This is a genomic window from Nonomuraea sp. ZG12 (assembly GCF_052068115.1).
In the GTDB taxonomy this organism is placed as follows: Bacteria; Actinomycetota; Actinomycetes; order Streptosporangiales; family Streptosporangiaceae; genus Nonomuraea.
In genome coordinates this window covers 90245-104428 of sequence record NZ_JBQHCW010000015.1, presented here as the reverse complement: position 1 = coordinate 104428, position 14184 = coordinate 90245, and the positions used below count along the sequence as shown (strand labels likewise).

The window sequence follows — 14184 nt, the reverse complement described above, 5'->3', positions numbered from 1 at the left end:
ACCGTCCAGCCCCGTGGCATCTCGCCGCTGACCTGGTCGCGCTTAATTCGGATGAGCTTGTGCAGGGTGGTCAGGCACAGTGGACGGGTGATGACCGATTTTGTACCTGGTATCGAACTGTCCCGCGCCTTTTACGCCGAGGCGGTGGCGCCGCTGCTGGCCGGAGTGCCGCACAGCGCCGCGTTGATCGGGCCGGGCTCCGAAGTGCTGTCCTTCGACACGAGCCGGTCCGCCGATCATGACTGGGGGCCGCGGGTGCTCGTCTTCGTTCCCGGTGGGCTGGTGACCGCTGCCGAGGCCGAGGTCGCCGCCGGGCTGCCCGCGCGTTTCCGCGGCTTCGCGACCGTGTTCGACTATCACGGGGAGGTGCGGCCCGGTGTCGTGGTCGCCGAGCTGGGGGAGTGGCTGGAGGGGCAGCTCGGATTCGACCCGCGGCGGGGCATGTCGCTGCTGGACTGGCTGTCGGTGCCGTGGCAGCGGCTGGCCGAGGTGACTCAGGGCGACGTGTTCCACGACGGGCTGGCGGACGAGGCGTCCGCGACGGGCGGGCTGGAGGCGGTCCGGCGGGCGTTGCGCTGGTATCCGGAGGACGTGTGGCGTTATGTGCTCGCCTGTCAGTGGCGGCGCATCGCCCAGGAGGAGCCGTTCCCCGGCCGTTGCGGCGAGGTGGGCGACGAGCTCGGCTCGGCCGTCGAGGGGGCACGGCTGGCCCGGGACGTGATGCGCCTGGCGCTGCTGCTGCGCCGGCGCTACCCGCCGTACGCCAAATGGCTCGGCAGCGCGCTGGCCCGGATGCCCGGCTCCACCGAGCTGGGGGAGTCGCTCGGGGCGGCGCTGGCGGCCCGGTCATGGTGGGATCGGCAGGACGGCCTGTCGGCGGCGTACTCACGGCTGGCCGCCCTGCAGAACCGGATCGGGCTGGCCGGACGGCTCGACGAGCGGGTGCGCGGCTTCCACGACCGGCCGTTCCAGGTGATCGGCGGAGACCGGTTCGCCGACGCGCTGATGGCCGGGGTGTCGGACCCGTTGATCAAGCGGTTGCCGCCGGTGGGATGCGTCGACCAGCTCTCCGACTCCGTCGACCTGCTGATGAGACCGGGCCGCGCCAGGACCGTGACCGCGGCGGCCCTGGGCCTCACCGCCTGAACCACGCGGCCGCTGGAGCGGTCAGGCGGACAGGAGGGAGGCGGCGAGGCTCTCGACGCGCGCTCGCCAGGCCTGCAGTGCGGTGGTGTCGCCGGTGTGGGTGAGGATGAGGCGCGCGCCGTGGCCGGTGCCTTCTGCCAGTTCCCAACGGATCGTGCCGCCCGCCGTGCCGCTCGCCGCTGCGTACTCGAGGAGCTTGCCGGGCTCGGCGCGGGTGACCGCGCCGGCCGGCACGCCGGGGACGGTGAACGGGGCGGGCGGCGCCGCGCCGGTCCGGGCCTGGTCGCCGTCCAGCGCCCGCCACACCGCCTCGGCCGGGCGGGTGAGCTGGCGCTCCACGCGTACGGTGCCGTCGGCGGTCTCGCCGGAGGTGAGGCCGAGGATCGCCACGTAGTCCTCGTGCAGCTGGGCGGTGTCGGGGGTGGTGGGCCGGCGGTCGTCGAGCAGGGCCAGCAGGGCGGCGACGCAGGTGTGCCAGCCGGCGGCGAAACTGGCCGCGCCGAAGCGGTCCCCGAACGTGTGCGTGAGCACCAGCACGCTGCCGTCCCCGTCAGGCCGTACCTCCCAGCGCAGCTCGTCGTCGCCCCACGTGTGGGCGAACACCCGCGGCGGGTCCAGCTCGGTCACTCTCCCGTCGGGGCCGAACTCGTAGGAGACGCGGTCGCCGGCGATCGTCATCTCGGCGGGGAACCAGTGTTTGAGGTGCTCCGGCTGGGTGATGGCCCGCCACACCTTGTCCAGCGGGTGCGGCAGCCGGCGCTCCAGGTGCAGGATGGTGCGGCCGTCCGGGCGGATGGTGAGGTGCTCGTTCACTGGTCCTCCATCGTGTCGAGGTGTCGTTCGAGCCGGTCGAGGCTGCCTGTCCACAGCCGCCGGTAGGGGGCGAGCCAGGCGTCGATCTCGGCGAGCGGTTGCGGGCGGATCTCGTACCAGCGGCGTTGGGCGTCCTTGCGCACGGCCACCAGCCCCGCCTCGCGCAGGACGCGCAGGTGTTTCGAGGTGCCAGGCTGGGTCAGGCCGAGCCGCTCGGTGAGCTCGCCGACCAGGTGGGGGCGTTCGAGCAGCAGGTCGAGGATCTGCCGCCGGGCGGGTTCTGCCAGCACGTCGAAGCGCATGCCCCCGAATATACCAGGCCGGTTATATGCCTGAAAAGACATCTACCGTGGCGGGGTGCGACCCCAGCCCGTCATCACGTTGTCGATGGCGTTGAGGAGGACCTGGGCGGGGACCCCGTCGGAGGTCTGGAGGGAGAGGCCGTTGAGGAAGGTGTGATATTCGGTGGCCAGCGCGTCGACATCGCTGTCCGCCGGCAGTTCGCCGTCCTCGACGGCCTGGGCCAGGCGGTCGCGGATGGCCTCCCGGATCCGGCCGCGCTGGCGGCGCAGCGCCTCGCGCACCTCGGGACCGGCCTGGGAGGTGTTCGCCGCTCCCAGCACGACCAGGCATCCCCGAGGAGAGGCGAACCCGGTGAACAGCTCCACATGCTGCTTGAGCATGACCTCGATCGCCTGCCTGGCGGTGGGCTGCTCGGCCAGGGCCCGGCCGGTGATGCCCTCCCCGATCTTCGTGTAGCGGGCCATCGCCCGCAGGTAGAGCCGTTCCTTGCTGCCGAAGGCGCCGTAGATGCTCGGCGAGTTGATCCCCATGGCGCGGACCAGGTCGACCATCGACGTGCCGTCGTAGCCCTTCTCCCAGAACAGGTGCATGGCCCGGTCCAGCACCTCGTCCTCGTCGAAGACCCGCGGCCGTCCCCGCCGCGCGCCGCCGCCATCCGCCATGACCACCTCCGGTGAACACCTTTCCCCATCGTACGGCCGCTTTTGTGCTGTACGACACAAAAAAGGGAATCGCGTTGCCCATGACCGTCTCCGCGGTGTTTTGTAATGGACAACATGAAATAGGCCGACGCTTGGGAGCCCGCCATGACCGCGCACACCACCCCGTCCTCCGTCGCGACCCCGACCGGTTTCGGCTCGGTGACCGGCGTGCCGAACCTGCCCGAAGGGTTCACCGGCACCTTCCGGAGCCGGTTCGTCACCGCGAACGGCCTGCGGCTGCACGTGGTCACCGGCGGGCAGGGGCCCGCGTTGCTGCTGCTCGGCGGCTGGCCGCAGACCTGGTACGCCTGGCGTTTCGTCATGCCTGCCCTGGCCAGGGACTTCTCCGTCGTCGCCGTCGACCCGCGCGGCGTCGGCCTGTCCGACAAGCCCGACATCGGCTACGACTCCGCGACCCTCGCCACCGACCTCGTCGCCCTGATGGAGGAACTCGGCCACCCGCGCTTCGCCATGGTCGGCCACGACATCGGCATGTGGACCGGTTACGCCATGGCCGCCGACCACCCCGGCCGGATCGAACGGCTCGCCGTCGCCGAGGCCATCATCCCCGGCATCTCGCCCTCACCGCCGCTCCTCGGCAGCCGCCGGCTCAGCGACCTGCTGTGGCACTTCACCTTCAACCGCGCCCACGAGGTCAACGAACGCCTGGTCCAAGGCCGGGAAGAGATCTACTTCGGCCACCAGTTCGCCACCAAGGCGGCCACCCCCACCTCCATCCCGGACTACGCCGTGCAGGTCTACGTCGACACCCTGCGCGACCCGCATGCGCTACGGGCCAGCTTCGACTACTACCGGGCCATCGACGAGACGATCGAGCAGAGCCGCCGACGCAGACAGCGCAAGATCACCATCCCGGTACTGGCCATCGGCGGCGCGACCGCCTGCGGCGACGGCGTGGAGGTCGAGATGCGCAGCGTCGCGGAGGACGTCACCGGCCTGGTCATCCCCGACTGCGGCCACTACGTCCCCGAAGAGGCCCCCGAGATCCTGCTCGACGCACTGACGCGCTTCCTCGCCCCCTACAAGAACGCCGCCGCCTGAGCGCGTCGATCACCCGGGCGGTGCCACCGGGCTCGGGAGGGGTGCCGGTGATCAGCCCCAGATGGATGTACGACTCCATGCTCCGGACGAGGACATCAGGCAGATCGCGCGCGGGGCGACGGGCTCCAGCCGCCCCGCCGCGATGCCCTTGGTGAGGAGCCGGGCCGACGAGCACGACCAGGCGGGCCTCGAAGCCGGTGGCCTTCGTCGCCGGCCCGCCCGGGCCGGCGTAGCGCGATGTCGCGTGGGCGTGGGCGTGGGCGTTCGCCTTCGCGTGGGCGTTCGAGGAAGCACTGCATGGCGGTGTTGGTGATGACGCAGGGCACCGTCTCAGTGACGACCACCCCCACGAAGGGCCGGCCACCGTTCCTCCCTGTCGATCGCCGACTCTGGACGGTCTGGGAGATCAGCGACCAGAGGATCTCGACGATCAACTGCTCTTCGGCATTCCCGCCATTTGGGTCGCCGAGGCGCGAACCTGGCCACGGAACCGCCGTCATCTGGACGTACTGCTCAGATCGCCCCCGAACTGAGTGCAATCGCCTGCCACGCGGGGGAGATCCCGTACGCCTTCGACAACGTGAGCCTCGCCGACCACGTGTCAAGGTCTGGGTCGACTTCGTCGCCGGGGGATCGCCTGGCTGGGCCGCCTACGACACCACCGAGGCCGTCGACGAGCGCGCGACCTCGGACGGAATCCGCCGACGCTGTGGTGATCTACATTGTAAAGGCGGGTTGGCTTGGCGCTGAGACTATCCGCGATGAAAAGCAACCGTCCCGGCGAGGTGGCGTGCTTCGGAGTCAGCTGACGCGGCGCCGTTCGGCCAGGGTCCGCTTCGGTGGTGATGCTGCGCGCGGAGGTCTCGTCGCCCAGCTGTAGGCAGCGGCCGAGCCCGCCTGATGGGCGTGGCGGCTCTTGGTCTGCAGCTCCGGGGTAGTCCGGCCGGACGGGGCCAGATTCTGCAGCGCCGAGCGCCGCAGCTGGTGCAGGGCCCACCGCTGACGGTGTGGGTCCTGGCGGTGTGGGTCGAGCTTGGTGGGAGCGACCCGTCCTCAGTCAGCGTGCCCTCACATGCACATTTGGTGTCACACCTCTCGCCCCGTTGTTGCTTCTGTGGGGTGCACGCCGGTCAGGGCGAGGGTGAGCAGCCGGTCGGCCTGGGCTGCGCTGTCAGGTTCCTGCTCGATGGCCAGGCAGATGGCGTTGACGAGCTTGAGCAGGTCCGTGATGGAGACGTCGGTGCGGACGACGTTCGCGTGGCGGGCACGGGCCAGCAAGCCCGCTCCGGCGTTGGTGATCATCGTGTGGCAGGTGCCGCCGAAGGCGGGGTCGCCGTCGTGGGCCCCCCGCATCAATGAGGCGGCCAGGCCCCGGTTGGACACGGCGTGCCTGGCGACGGCTCCCAGCCAGGTCGCCAGCGCGCGTCCGGGATCCGGGTCGGCGGCCAGGTCGGCGGCGATGGCGCACAGTGCCTCGACCTTGTCGCGGAAGACGGCCTCCAGTAGCAGCTGTCGGGAGGGGAAGTGCCGGTGCAGCGTGGCCGAGCCGACGCCGGCGCGCCGGGCGATCTCCTCCAGTGAGGCCTCGGCTCCATGCTCGGCGATGGCCTCGGCGGCCGCGGCCAGGATGCGGTCGTAGTTGCGGCGCGCGTCCGCGCGCATCGGCCTCGTGGGCGAGGTCGTACGGCTGTCTGGCGGCATGTGATCTCCGGTGGGCTTGCAAAGTGGGGCGGTCCTCCATATCGTACTCATTCAGAACCGGAGTGGCACCCCACTTATGTGGGTGGCCTTCGCATGCCTACGTCTGGAGACACATCGTGAAGACCATCGTGGTGGTGGGGGCGACCGGCCAGCAGGGCCGGGCCGTGACGGCGCATCTGCTCGCCGACGGCCGGCGGGTACGAGCGGTGACGCGCAATCCGGACGCTCCGGTGGCCCGGGAGCTGGCGCGGGCGGGTGCCGAAGTCGTCAGCGCCGAGATGGACGACGTCGACTCGCTCATCGCCGTAGCCGAAGACGCTGACGGCCTGTTCAGCGTGCAGCCCACCGTCGGCTCCCCGGGCACCCTGGCGAGCTTTTCCGCCGAGGACGAGGTCCGCTGGGGCTGCAACGTCGCCGACGCGGCGCACGCCGCCGGTGTGCGGCACCTGGTCTACGCCTCGCTCGCCGGCGCCGGTCGCCACAACACCGAGAAGCTCCCGCAGAACACGATCAACAAGTGGCGGATCGAACAGCACATCACCCGGCTGGGCCTGCCCGCGACGTTCCTGCGCCCGGTCTCCTTCATGGAGAACTACACCGGCGGCTACCACCTGCACGACGGCACCGTCGCCACCGCGTTCGCCGCCGACGTGCCGCAGCAGATCATGGCCGTCGACGACGTCGGCGTCTTCGCCGCGCTGGCCTTCGCCCAGCCGGGCGACTGGATCGGGCGCGCGGTCGACCTGGCCGGGGACGAACTGACCCCCGTGCAGATCGCCGCGGCCATCTCCGAGGCCGTCGGCCGGCCGCTGCCCTACGTCCAGATCCCGATCGAAGAGATCGCGCAGATCGGCGAGGTCTTCGCCTTCGCCTACACCTGGCTCAACGAACGCGGCTATCGCGCCGATATAGCCTTCACCCGCTCGCTGCACCCCGGCCTGCTGGACCTGCGCACCTGGCTGCAGCGGACCGGAGCCGCCCAGATCGCCGGCTTCCTGACCGCTCAGAACACCACCCAGCAGGACCGGTGAGCGCGTTCGACCTCGGACGGGTCGGCATCTGGGCGGGCGAGATGGATCGCTATCCTGCCCCCGTCGTACGCCGAGCAGTCGCCGCCATCGAGGACCTCGGCTTCCGAGCCCTGTGGTTTCCCGAGACGACCGGCCGCGAGGCCATGGCCCAGGCCGCTCTGCTGTTGTCGGCCACCCGGCAGACGGTCATCGCCACCGGTACCGCGAGCATCTACGCCCGCGACGCGATTACCGCCGCGGCCGCACAGAGCACCCTTGCCGAGGCATTCCCCGGGCGGTTCCTGCTCGGCCTCGGCGTCAGCCACCCCGCCCTGGTCACCGACGTGCGCGGCCACCGGTTCGGCCCGCCGGTGGCGACCATGCGTGCCTACCTGAACGCGATGGACACCGCCCCGTTCGGCCCGGAGGTCCTGAACGCGATGGGCGCCGCCCCGTTCGGCACGGCGATCCCCACAGTGCCCCGGGTCCTGGCCGCGCTGGGCCCGAAGATGCTCCAGCTCGCCGCCGAACACGCCTGGGGCGCCCACCCGCTGGGCATGCCGATCGAACACACCCGCCACGCCAGAAGCCTGCTCGGGCCGCAGGCAATGCTGGCGGTCACCCAGCTCGTCGTCCTGGACCCGTCCCGCCGTGTCGCGGCCGACCTGGCCCGCGCCCACGCGGCCGCCGCCCTGCCCAACCGGCTCACCCTGCTGCGCGATCTGGGATTCGACGATGCCGACTCCCTCGACGACCGGCTGGTCGATGCCCTGGTGGCCACCGGCGGGCCCGAGGACATCGCCCGGCGAGTCGAGGAGCATCTCGACGCCGGCGCGGACCATGTCAGCCTGCACGTGCTTACGGCCACACCAGACGAGCCGCCACTGCGTAGATGGGAGCAGCTCGCCGCACAGTTGCTGTGAGCGGCGCCCAGTTACGGGGGCCGTCCAGGCAGGACCTACGGGCCAGCGTCCCGTCCTTCAACCCGCAGTGCTCGCGACCCCGCCAAGCGGGGAACCCGCCAAAGCGGGGACCCACCAAGGGCAGGCTGAACCGGGTCACCCCTTATCTCCCTCCTGAAGCTCGGGTCATCGGCTGGGGCTCGGGTCCGCCTCCAGGTAGGCCAGGACTGCCATCACCCGGCGGTTGTGATCATCGGAGGGCGGCAGCCCCAGCTTGGTGAAGATGTTGTTGGTGTGCTTGCTGATCGCCTTGTCGGTGACGAACAGGCGGGTGGCGATCGCGGCATTGGACATCCCTTCGGCCATCATCGCGAGCACCTCACGCTCTTTCGGCGTCAGCTCGCCGAGGGGCTCGTCCCTGCCTCTGCGGGTGAGGAGCTGGGAGATCACCTCGGAGTCCATCGCGGTGCCGCCCTCGGCCACCCGGCGCACCGACTCGACGAACTGCTCGACGTCGCCGATCCTGTCCTTCAGCAGGTAGCCGACCGCGCCCGACCGGTCGGACAGCAGCTCGCGGGCGTAGAGCTGCTCGACATACTGCGAGAGGATCAGCACGGGCAGCCCCGGCTGCCTCCTCCGTGCCTCCAGGGCGATCCGCAGCCCCTCGTCCGTCAGGGTCGGCGGCAGCCGGACGTCGATCACGGCCACGTCGGGCCGGTGCCGGATCAGCGCGTCGAGCAGCATCGGCCCGTTGTCGACGGCCTCGACCACCTCGAAACCGTGCGCCGTCAGCAGGCGGACGAGGCCGTCCCTCAGGAGTGCGAGATCTTCGGCGATGACAACGCGCACGGTAGCTCCATGGTGAGTACGGTGGGGCCGCCCGGGGGACTGCGCACCGTGAGCGTCCCGTCGAAGGCTGACAGGCGCCGCCGGATCCCGCCGAGGCCGGTGCCGGTCTCGGCGTCGGTGGTGGTGCTGGTCGGCGGGTGGGCGCCGCCGCGTCCATCATCGCCCACCGCCAATCGTAAAACGCCTTCGGAGTGGTGCAGGCGCACCCACGCGCGGGTGGCGGCGCTGTGCTTGGCCACGTTGGTGAGGGCTTCGGCGGCCGCGAAGTACACGGCGGACTCGACGGGCGGCTCAGGACGGGCGGGCAGGTCGATGTCGATCCGTACCGGCACCGGGCAGAGCAGTGCGGCGGCCTGGATGGCGCCGGCGAGCCCGCGGTCGGCGAGCACCGGCGGGTGGATGCCGCGCACCAGGTCGCGCAGGTCGATGAGGGCTTGCCCGGCCGACTCCCACGCCTCCCGCACCAGCTCGCGAACCTGATCGGGGTCGCTCGCACTCTTGGCCAGCCCGAGGTTCATCCGCATGGAGATGAGCCTGGCTTGCGCGCCGTCATGCAGATCGCGCTCGATGCGGCGCACCTCGGCCGCCTGCGCGTCGACCGCCGCCGCCCTTGACTCGGTCAGCTCTCTGACCCGTCCTGCCAGGGAGGACGCGGGCCCCAGGAGCCGCTCGGCCAAGCGTGCCTGGAGCGTGTGCAGCAGCGGGACGGCCGCCAACCCGATCGCCGTGAGGGCCACGATGGCCAGCGACAGGTTGAGCGTCACCGACGGGCCGTTTTCCGCCGTACGGAGCCTGAGAATCGCGAGTGCGGCGGACAGCGTCGCGCCGACGGCCATCAGACAGGCCGGTCCGACGACGGCATGCACGGCCAGCCAGGCGACCTCGCGCGCGGTGCGATCATGCCGGTGCGGCTCCGGGATCCGGCGCCCGAGCACCTGAGCCGCCCGCGCCCGATGCGCGCCGGTCAGGGCGCGGACCGCGACGAGCACACGGGACAGCGGGCGCCGCCCGGCCCCGCCGACCGGGATCAACGCCGCGGCCACTCCCAGCAGGGCGAGCAGCATCCATGCCGCCGCGCCGGTGGCGGCGTTCAGCAGCAGCCCAGCGGGAGGTTCGACGATGAGACGGATCCTGCGCACACCAGCAGTCTGCCCGTTCGGCGGTGCGCGGGCGAGGGAGCTAGCCCCACCACGACGAGGGAGAAATCCTACCTTCGCGGTGGGCGCAGGGCGATGGAGGAAGCCGGGCGACACCTCAAAACTGGAGGCCGATACCGAAACGAGGGGATGTCTGTGATTGAAGTGACCGGCCTGACGATGCGGTACGGCGACGCGTTGGCGGTCGACGACCTGACCTTCGCGGTGAAACCGGGCCTGGTGACCGGTTTCCTCGGCCCCAACGGTGCGGGCAAGTCCACCACCATGCGGGTGATCCTCGGCCTGGAGGCGCCCGACCGGGGGATCGCCCTCGTGAACGGCCGGCCGTACCTTTCATTGAAGGAGCCGATGCGCCAGGTGGGCGCGTTGCTCGACGCGGCCGCGGTGCACGGCGGCCGGACCGCCGCAGCGCACCTGTGGTGTCTGGCCCGGAGTAACGGCATCGGCCGCGGCCGGGTCGGCGAGGTGCTGGAGCAGGTGGGGCTGGCCGAGGTCGCCGGCCGGCGGATCGCCGGGTTCTCGCTGGGCATGCGCCAGCGGCTCGGCATCGCCGCCGCGCTGCTCGGCGACCCCGGCGTGCTGATGTTCGACGAGCCGGTCAACGGGCTGGATCCCGAGGGCATCCGGTGGATCCGCGAGCTGATGCGGCTGCTGGCGGGGGAGGGGCGCACCGTGCTGGTCTCCAGTCATCTGATGAGTGAGATGGCGCTCACCGCCGACCACGTCGTGGTCATCGGGCGCGGCCGGCTGATCGCCGACACCACCATGCCGGAGCTGGTCGAGCGCTTTGCGCGAGGCGTGCTGGTCCGCGCGGCCGATCAGCGGACGCTGGCCGGAGTGCTGCGTGCGGATGGCGCGAGCGTGGTCGAGGAGGAGGGCGGGCTGTCGGTGAGCGGCCTCACCCCCGCACGGATCGGCGAGTTGGCCCTCGTGGGCGGGATCGCGCTGCGTGAGCTGACGCCGCGCAGTGCCTCGCTCGAGGAGGCGTTCATGCAGTTGACCGGGGAAAGCGTCGAGTTCGGCGCGGGAAGGGCCGCATGATGACCGACGTGATCGTCTCCGAATGGCTGAAGCTGCGTTCGCTGAGATCCAATCTCCACCTCCTGGCGTTCTCGGTGCTGTCCGTGGTGCTCTGCGCCGGGGTGATGTTCATGGTCACCAGGGGCTTCGACAATCAGACGGGCGATGACCGGCTGATCTTCGAGAGCATGGGCGCGGGGTTGGGCATGGGCCTGCCGGTCGCCTACTTCGCGATGGCCGCGCTGGGCGCCCTGTCCATCACTTCCGAGTACACCACTGGTCATATCCACACGAGCCTGGTGGTGGTACCGAGGCGGCAGCGCTTCCTGTTCGCCAAGATCCCGGCGCTGGTTGTCGTCGCGCTGGTCGCGGGGCAGGTGCTCGTGTTCGCCATGCACGTCGCCGCGCAGGCCGTGCTGGGAGATCGAGCCGGGCAGGTCCTGCTCGACGGGCAGACCCTCGGCACGTCGCTGTCCGATCCGGGCGTGCTGCCCGGGCTGCTCGTCGCCGGTGCGGCCATGCCCTTGGTCGCCCTGGTCGGGCTCGGCCTGGGGGCGGTCATCCGGTCCACCGCGGGCTCACTCGTCGCGCTGATCATGATGCTGTTCGTGCTGCCGGTGGTGGCGCAGACGCTGCCGTCACCGTGGCGGTCGCGGATCGGCTCCTTCATGGTGGAGAACCTGCCGGACCAGATCGTCGCCGGAGCCGCCCCAGGCATCCTCTCCCCGCTCGCGGCCTGCGCCGTGTTGCTCGCCTACCCGGTGGTGGCGCTCACCGGGGGAGCGGTGGCGATCGCCGTGCGGGGCCGCGGGGCCCGGCCGCTGGTCGTGGGAGGGCTGCTGGCCGCGCTGCTGGCCTCGGTGCTGCTGGTTCCGTCAGGCGCGGCGGCGTCCACGCTGTCGTGGAAGTCGTGTGGCGGAGATCTGGAGTGCGCCTTGGTCGAGGTGCCCGTCGACTGGTCGAAACCGTCCGGGCGGAAGGTCTCGCTCCAGGTCGCCCGGCTGCCGGCCACGGGAACCCACCGTAGGATCGGCACAGTGTTCGCGATTCCCGGCGGACCGGGCGGCTCGGGCATCGAGGATCTGAAGGAGAAGGGCGGCAGCTTCGGCAAGCTCCGCCAGCGGTTCGACGTGGTCAGTGACGCCCCGCGCAACACCACCGATCTCGGTGTCATCCCGTTCGAGTGCCTGTCCACCGGCCCCTGGATCACCGTGCCCAGCAGCCGCGCCGCATACGACCGGCTGGCCGCACGAAACAGGGCGTCCGCCGAGCAATGCCGCAAGAGCGACCCCGAATACTTCGACAATCTCGACTCGGGCTCGGTCGCCAGGGACATCGAGGCGATTCGGGTGGCCCTCGGCGAGGACGAGCTGAGCTTCGTCGCCACCTCCTACGGTGGTGTGGTGGCCACCACGTATGCCCGGCTGTTTCCCGATCGCGTCCGTGCGATGTACATCGACGGCGCTGTCGACCACCTCGCCGACCATGCCACGCGAGCCCGGCTGAGATCCGGGTCGATCGAGGCGCAGTTCGCCCGGTTCGTCGCGTGGTGCGAGTCGGCCGCCGAATGCGCGCTGCACGGGCGCGATCCCGGTGCGCTGTGGCGTGCCCTCACCGCCGCCGCTGATCGCTCACCCGTGCCGGTGAAGGGGGAGCGGGCCGCCTATAGCGGGTTCGACCTCAAGGTCGCCGCCTCGGCGGACGTGACCAGCCCCGGCCCCGCGCCTGACTTCCCCAACTGGCAGCGGTTCGCCCGAGCCATCGACCAGGCCGTGCAAGGAGACGCCTCCGGCTTCGCCGACATCGTCAAGCCGGTCACGCAGAGCCTCAAGGTGCCCTCGTTCAGAGGCATGAACGTGACCCACTGCGCTGACGGACTCGCCTTCGACAGCTACGAGGAGTTCCAGCGGATGAGAAGGCTCGGCGAGCGGATCTCTCCCAACTTCGCCGGAAACCAGCTCTGGCATCCGCTCGCCTGCGTCGGCTGGCCGTCCCCCGTTACCAACCCCGCCGCCCCGCTACCCGCTGACCGGCTCCCGCCGCTTCTCGGCGCCGGCACCTGGATCGAGCACGCCGACGCGGCCAACATCGTCAAGGACGTGCCCGGCTCGTCCACCGTCCGCTACAACGGCCACGGACACGGCCTCTACCTCTCCGGCAACCAGTGCACCATCTCCCACGCCAACCGCTACCTCACCTACCTCCGCCTACCCCCACCCGCCACCACCTGCGAACCGCCGCCCACGAGCTAGTGCCGCATCAGACGATGTTCGCCCCGTTGGTTTCCGTCGCCGGGGTGAGACTCCGCGATGCATCGCCGTGTGCACCGCGTAGCCTCTCCGCGTGACGCATTCCCACCGAATGTTCGAGAACCCGCCTGCGCTGCCCCACGAGGTCGTCACCGAGGCGGTGGAACGCGGGCTCGGTGACACCGCGCACGAACCTTCGGCGGCCGTGGCTCTGGTCGGCATCGCGCTGAACGACGACGATCGCGCGTTCATCGAGCACTGCTGCATCGAGGTGGGAATGAGGGCGGAGAGCGGGAGCCAGTTGCTCGGGCTGGCCGGCCTGTGCCTGGGCCACGCGGCCCGCAGGTTCGGGCAACTCAGTGAGCGAGCGGTGGCGCTGGCCGAAGCTCTGGCGACCCGGGCTGAGCTGGACCCTGCGGATGTCGACGGACGAGCCCTCGACGGGCTCGACGACATCCGCTCTTCCCTGCACCGTGGCGAAGCCGAGTAGTTGCCGGTCAGGCGACGTTCGCTCTGGCGACGACTTCGCGTAGGCGCTCGGACTGAGCGTGGCGGTTTCGCCAGATGATGTAGCGGCGGATCATGCTGCCCTGTTCCTTGTGGTCGGCGTGGTCGGTGCCGTCGAGGGCGAAGTAGCGCTGAGCGGTGAACTGGGCTTCGATCCGGTTGAGCCAGGAGGAATTCGACGGGGTGTAGGCGATCTCGACGTTGTTAGTGGCCGCCGAGGTGCCGTCGCGCTGGCACCTCGGCGTGGTCAGGTGCGGGGAGAAGTTGTCGCCGACGCTCGCGATACGGGTCTGGGGTGGGTAGAGGCTGTGCAGGTAGCGGCAGAACTCCGGAACTGGGTCGCTTCTTGATCTGCTGGATGTGGCCGTAGAGCTTGTCCCGGGCCAGGTCGAGTGCGGCGAGCGGATGCCGCAGAAGACGACGCCCGGCTCGCCCTCCTGGGGTACCACCTCGCCGTCGGCGATCGCGTAGAGGTGCTCGACGCGGGCCTTCTTCGCGGCATAGCCCGGGTCGCGGGAGGTCTTCCAGGTCTTCAGGTGTTGAAAAGGAGACGCCCTCCTCGCGGAGTAGGGGCGCAGCCCCTCGTGGCTGATGTCGTCGACCACCCCTCGGCAACCGGGAGTCCGCCAGCTTGGTCAGGCTCCAGTTAGTTTTTGATCTACAATGTAAAGGCGATCTCCTGGAAATAGACCTTCAACAGGCGAAGACACCAACAAGCGTCCAAGCGGAAACGCAGCTGGTGGGACCGCACGCGTGCGCGGCTG

14 protein-coding genes are annotated in these 14184 nt (G+C 70.5%); 7 read left to right on the top strand and 7 right to left on the bottom strand.

Translation table 11 applies throughout. From position 1 onward, the window contains the following. The first annotated feature begins 90 nt into the window (after positions 1–90). The gene (locus tag ACTMTF_RS32400; RefSeq protein ID WP_441114091.1) at positions 91–1146 is read left to right on the top strand and encodes a DUF4037 domain-containing protein; all 1056 of its coding nucleotides are present in this window, start codon (positions 91–93) and stop codon (positions 1144–1146) included. A 21-nt stretch (positions 1147–1167) separates the two neighbouring features. Here the strand turns inward: ACTMTF_RS32400 and ACTMTF_RS32395 are convergent, their stop codons facing one another. Genes ACTMTF_RS32395 through ACTMTF_RS32385 form a run of 3 tightly spaced genes read right to left on the bottom strand, consistent with a single transcriptional unit; the run spans position 1168 to position 2924 of the window. Continuing rightward, complete coding sequence (locus tag ACTMTF_RS32395; protein WP_441114090.1) at positions 1168–1959, bottom strand: SRPBCC family protein; 792 nt, start codon at positions 1957–1959, stop codon at positions 1168–1170. After that, positions 1956–2261, bottom strand: coding sequence for an ArsR/SmtB family transcription factor (locus tag ACTMTF_RS32390; protein WP_397014820.1), 306 nt, complete (start codon positions 2259–2261; stop codon positions 1956–1958). The genes ACTMTF_RS32395 and ACTMTF_RS32390 overlap by 4 nt, the downstream gene beginning before the upstream one ends. A gap of 42 nt (positions 2262–2303) precedes the next feature. After that, entirely contained in the window at positions 2304–2924 is a 621-nt protein-coding gene (locus ACTMTF_RS32385) for a TetR/AcrR family transcriptional regulator (protein WP_441114153.1), read from the bottom strand. Between the two features lie 144 nt (positions 2925–3068). Here ACTMTF_RS32385 and ACTMTF_RS32380 point away from each other — a divergent pair, with 144 nt between their 5' ends. Then, positions 3069–4025: an alpha/beta fold hydrolase gene (locus tag ACTMTF_RS32380; protein WP_441114089.1), complete on the top strand. Its 957-nt coding sequence runs from the start codon at positions 3069–3071 to the stop codon at positions 4023–4025. A gap of 1086 nt (positions 4026–5111) precedes the next feature. Here the strand turns inward: ACTMTF_RS32380 and ACTMTF_RS32375 are convergent. Then, positions 5112–5726, bottom strand: coding sequence for a TetR/AcrR family transcriptional regulator (locus ACTMTF_RS32375; protein ID WP_441114088.1), 615 nt, complete (start codon positions 5724–5726; stop codon positions 5112–5114). 116 nt (positions 5727–5842) lie between these two features. Here ACTMTF_RS32375 and ACTMTF_RS32370 point away from each other — a divergent pair, with 116 nt between their 5' ends. Then, positions 5843–6757, top strand: coding sequence for an NmrA family NAD(P)-binding protein (locus ACTMTF_RS32370; RefSeq protein WP_441114087.1), 915 nt, complete (start codon positions 5843–5845; stop codon positions 6755–6757). Further along, positions 6754–7659, top strand: coding sequence for a TIGR03620 family F420-dependent LLM class oxidoreductase (locus ACTMTF_RS32365; protein WP_441114086.1), 906 nt, complete (start codon positions 6754–6756; stop codon positions 7657–7659). Before ACTMTF_RS32370 ends, ACTMTF_RS32365 begins: the two co-directional genes overlap by 4 nt. Positions 7660–7824: 165 nt before the next feature. On the opposite strand, the gene ACTMTF_RS32360 is transcribed toward ACTMTF_RS32365, so the two are convergent. Continuing rightward, entirely contained in the window at positions 7825–8487 is a 663-nt protein-coding gene (locus ACTMTF_RS32360) for a response regulator transcription factor (protein ID WP_441114085.1), read from the bottom strand. Further along, positions 8451–9626 (bottom strand): histidine kinase, encoded by a 1176-nt coding sequence (locus ACTMTF_RS32355; RefSeq protein ID WP_441114084.1) that lies wholly within the window; start codon positions 9624–9626, stop codon positions 8451–8453. The genes ACTMTF_RS32360 and ACTMTF_RS32355 overlap by 37 nt, the downstream gene beginning before the upstream one ends. A gap of 153 nt (positions 9627–9779) precedes the next feature. Here ACTMTF_RS32355 and ACTMTF_RS32350 point away from each other — a divergent pair, with 153 nt between their 5' ends. From ACTMTF_RS32350 to ACTMTF_RS32340, 3 genes are all read left to right on the top strand, one after another. Further along, on the top strand, positions 9780–10685 hold the full coding sequence (locus ACTMTF_RS32350; protein ID WP_397014834.1) for an ABC transporter ATP-binding protein: 906 nt from the start codon (positions 9780–9782) through the stop codon (positions 10683–10685). Next, on the top strand, positions 10682–12916 hold the full coding sequence (locus tag ACTMTF_RS32345; protein WP_441114083.1) for an alpha/beta fold hydrolase: 2235 nt from the start codon (positions 10682–10684) through the stop codon (positions 12914–12916). The genes ACTMTF_RS32350 and ACTMTF_RS32345 overlap by 4 nt, the downstream gene beginning before the upstream one ends. 91 nt (positions 12917–13007) lie before the next feature. Continuing rightward, a complete protein-coding gene (locus ACTMTF_RS32340; protein ID WP_441114082.1) occupies positions 13008–13403 on the top strand; it encodes a hypothetical protein in 396 nt (131 codons plus the stop codon). A gap of 7 nt (positions 13404–13410) precedes the next feature. On the opposite strand, the gene ACTMTF_RS32335 is transcribed toward ACTMTF_RS32340, so the two are convergent. Then, positions 13411–14025 carry a hypothetical protein gene (locus tag ACTMTF_RS32335; protein WP_441114081.1) on the bottom strand — a complete coding sequence of 205 codons (615 nt, stop codon included), beginning with the start codon at positions 14023–14025 and terminating at the stop codon, positions 13411–13413. Positions 14026–14184: the final 159 nt, after the last annotated feature.

Coding starts and splice junctions, on each gene's coding strand:
- ACTMTF_RS32400 (WP_441114091.1), top strand. CDS start 91: ATGACCGATTTTGTACCTGGTATCGAACTGTCCCGCGCCTTTTACGCC.
- ACTMTF_RS32390 (WP_397014820.1), bottom strand. CDS start 2,261: ATGCGCTTCGACGTGCTGGCAGAACCCGCCCGGCGGCAGATCCTCGAC.
- ACTMTF_RS32385 (WP_441114153.1), bottom strand. CDS start 2,924: ATGGCGGATGGCGGCGGCGCGCGGCGGGGACGGCCGCGGGTCTTCGAC.
- ACTMTF_RS32380 (WP_441114089.1), top strand. CDS start 3,069: ATGACCGCGCACACCACCCCGTCCTCCGTCGCGACCCCGACCGGTTTC.
- ACTMTF_RS32375 (WP_441114088.1), bottom strand. CDS start 5,726: ATGCCGCCAGACAGCCGTACGACCTCGCCCACGAGGCCGATGCGCGCG.
- ACTMTF_RS32345 (WP_441114083.1), top strand. CDS start 10,682: ATGATGACCGACGTGATCGTCTCCGAATGGCTGAAGCTGCGTTCGCTG.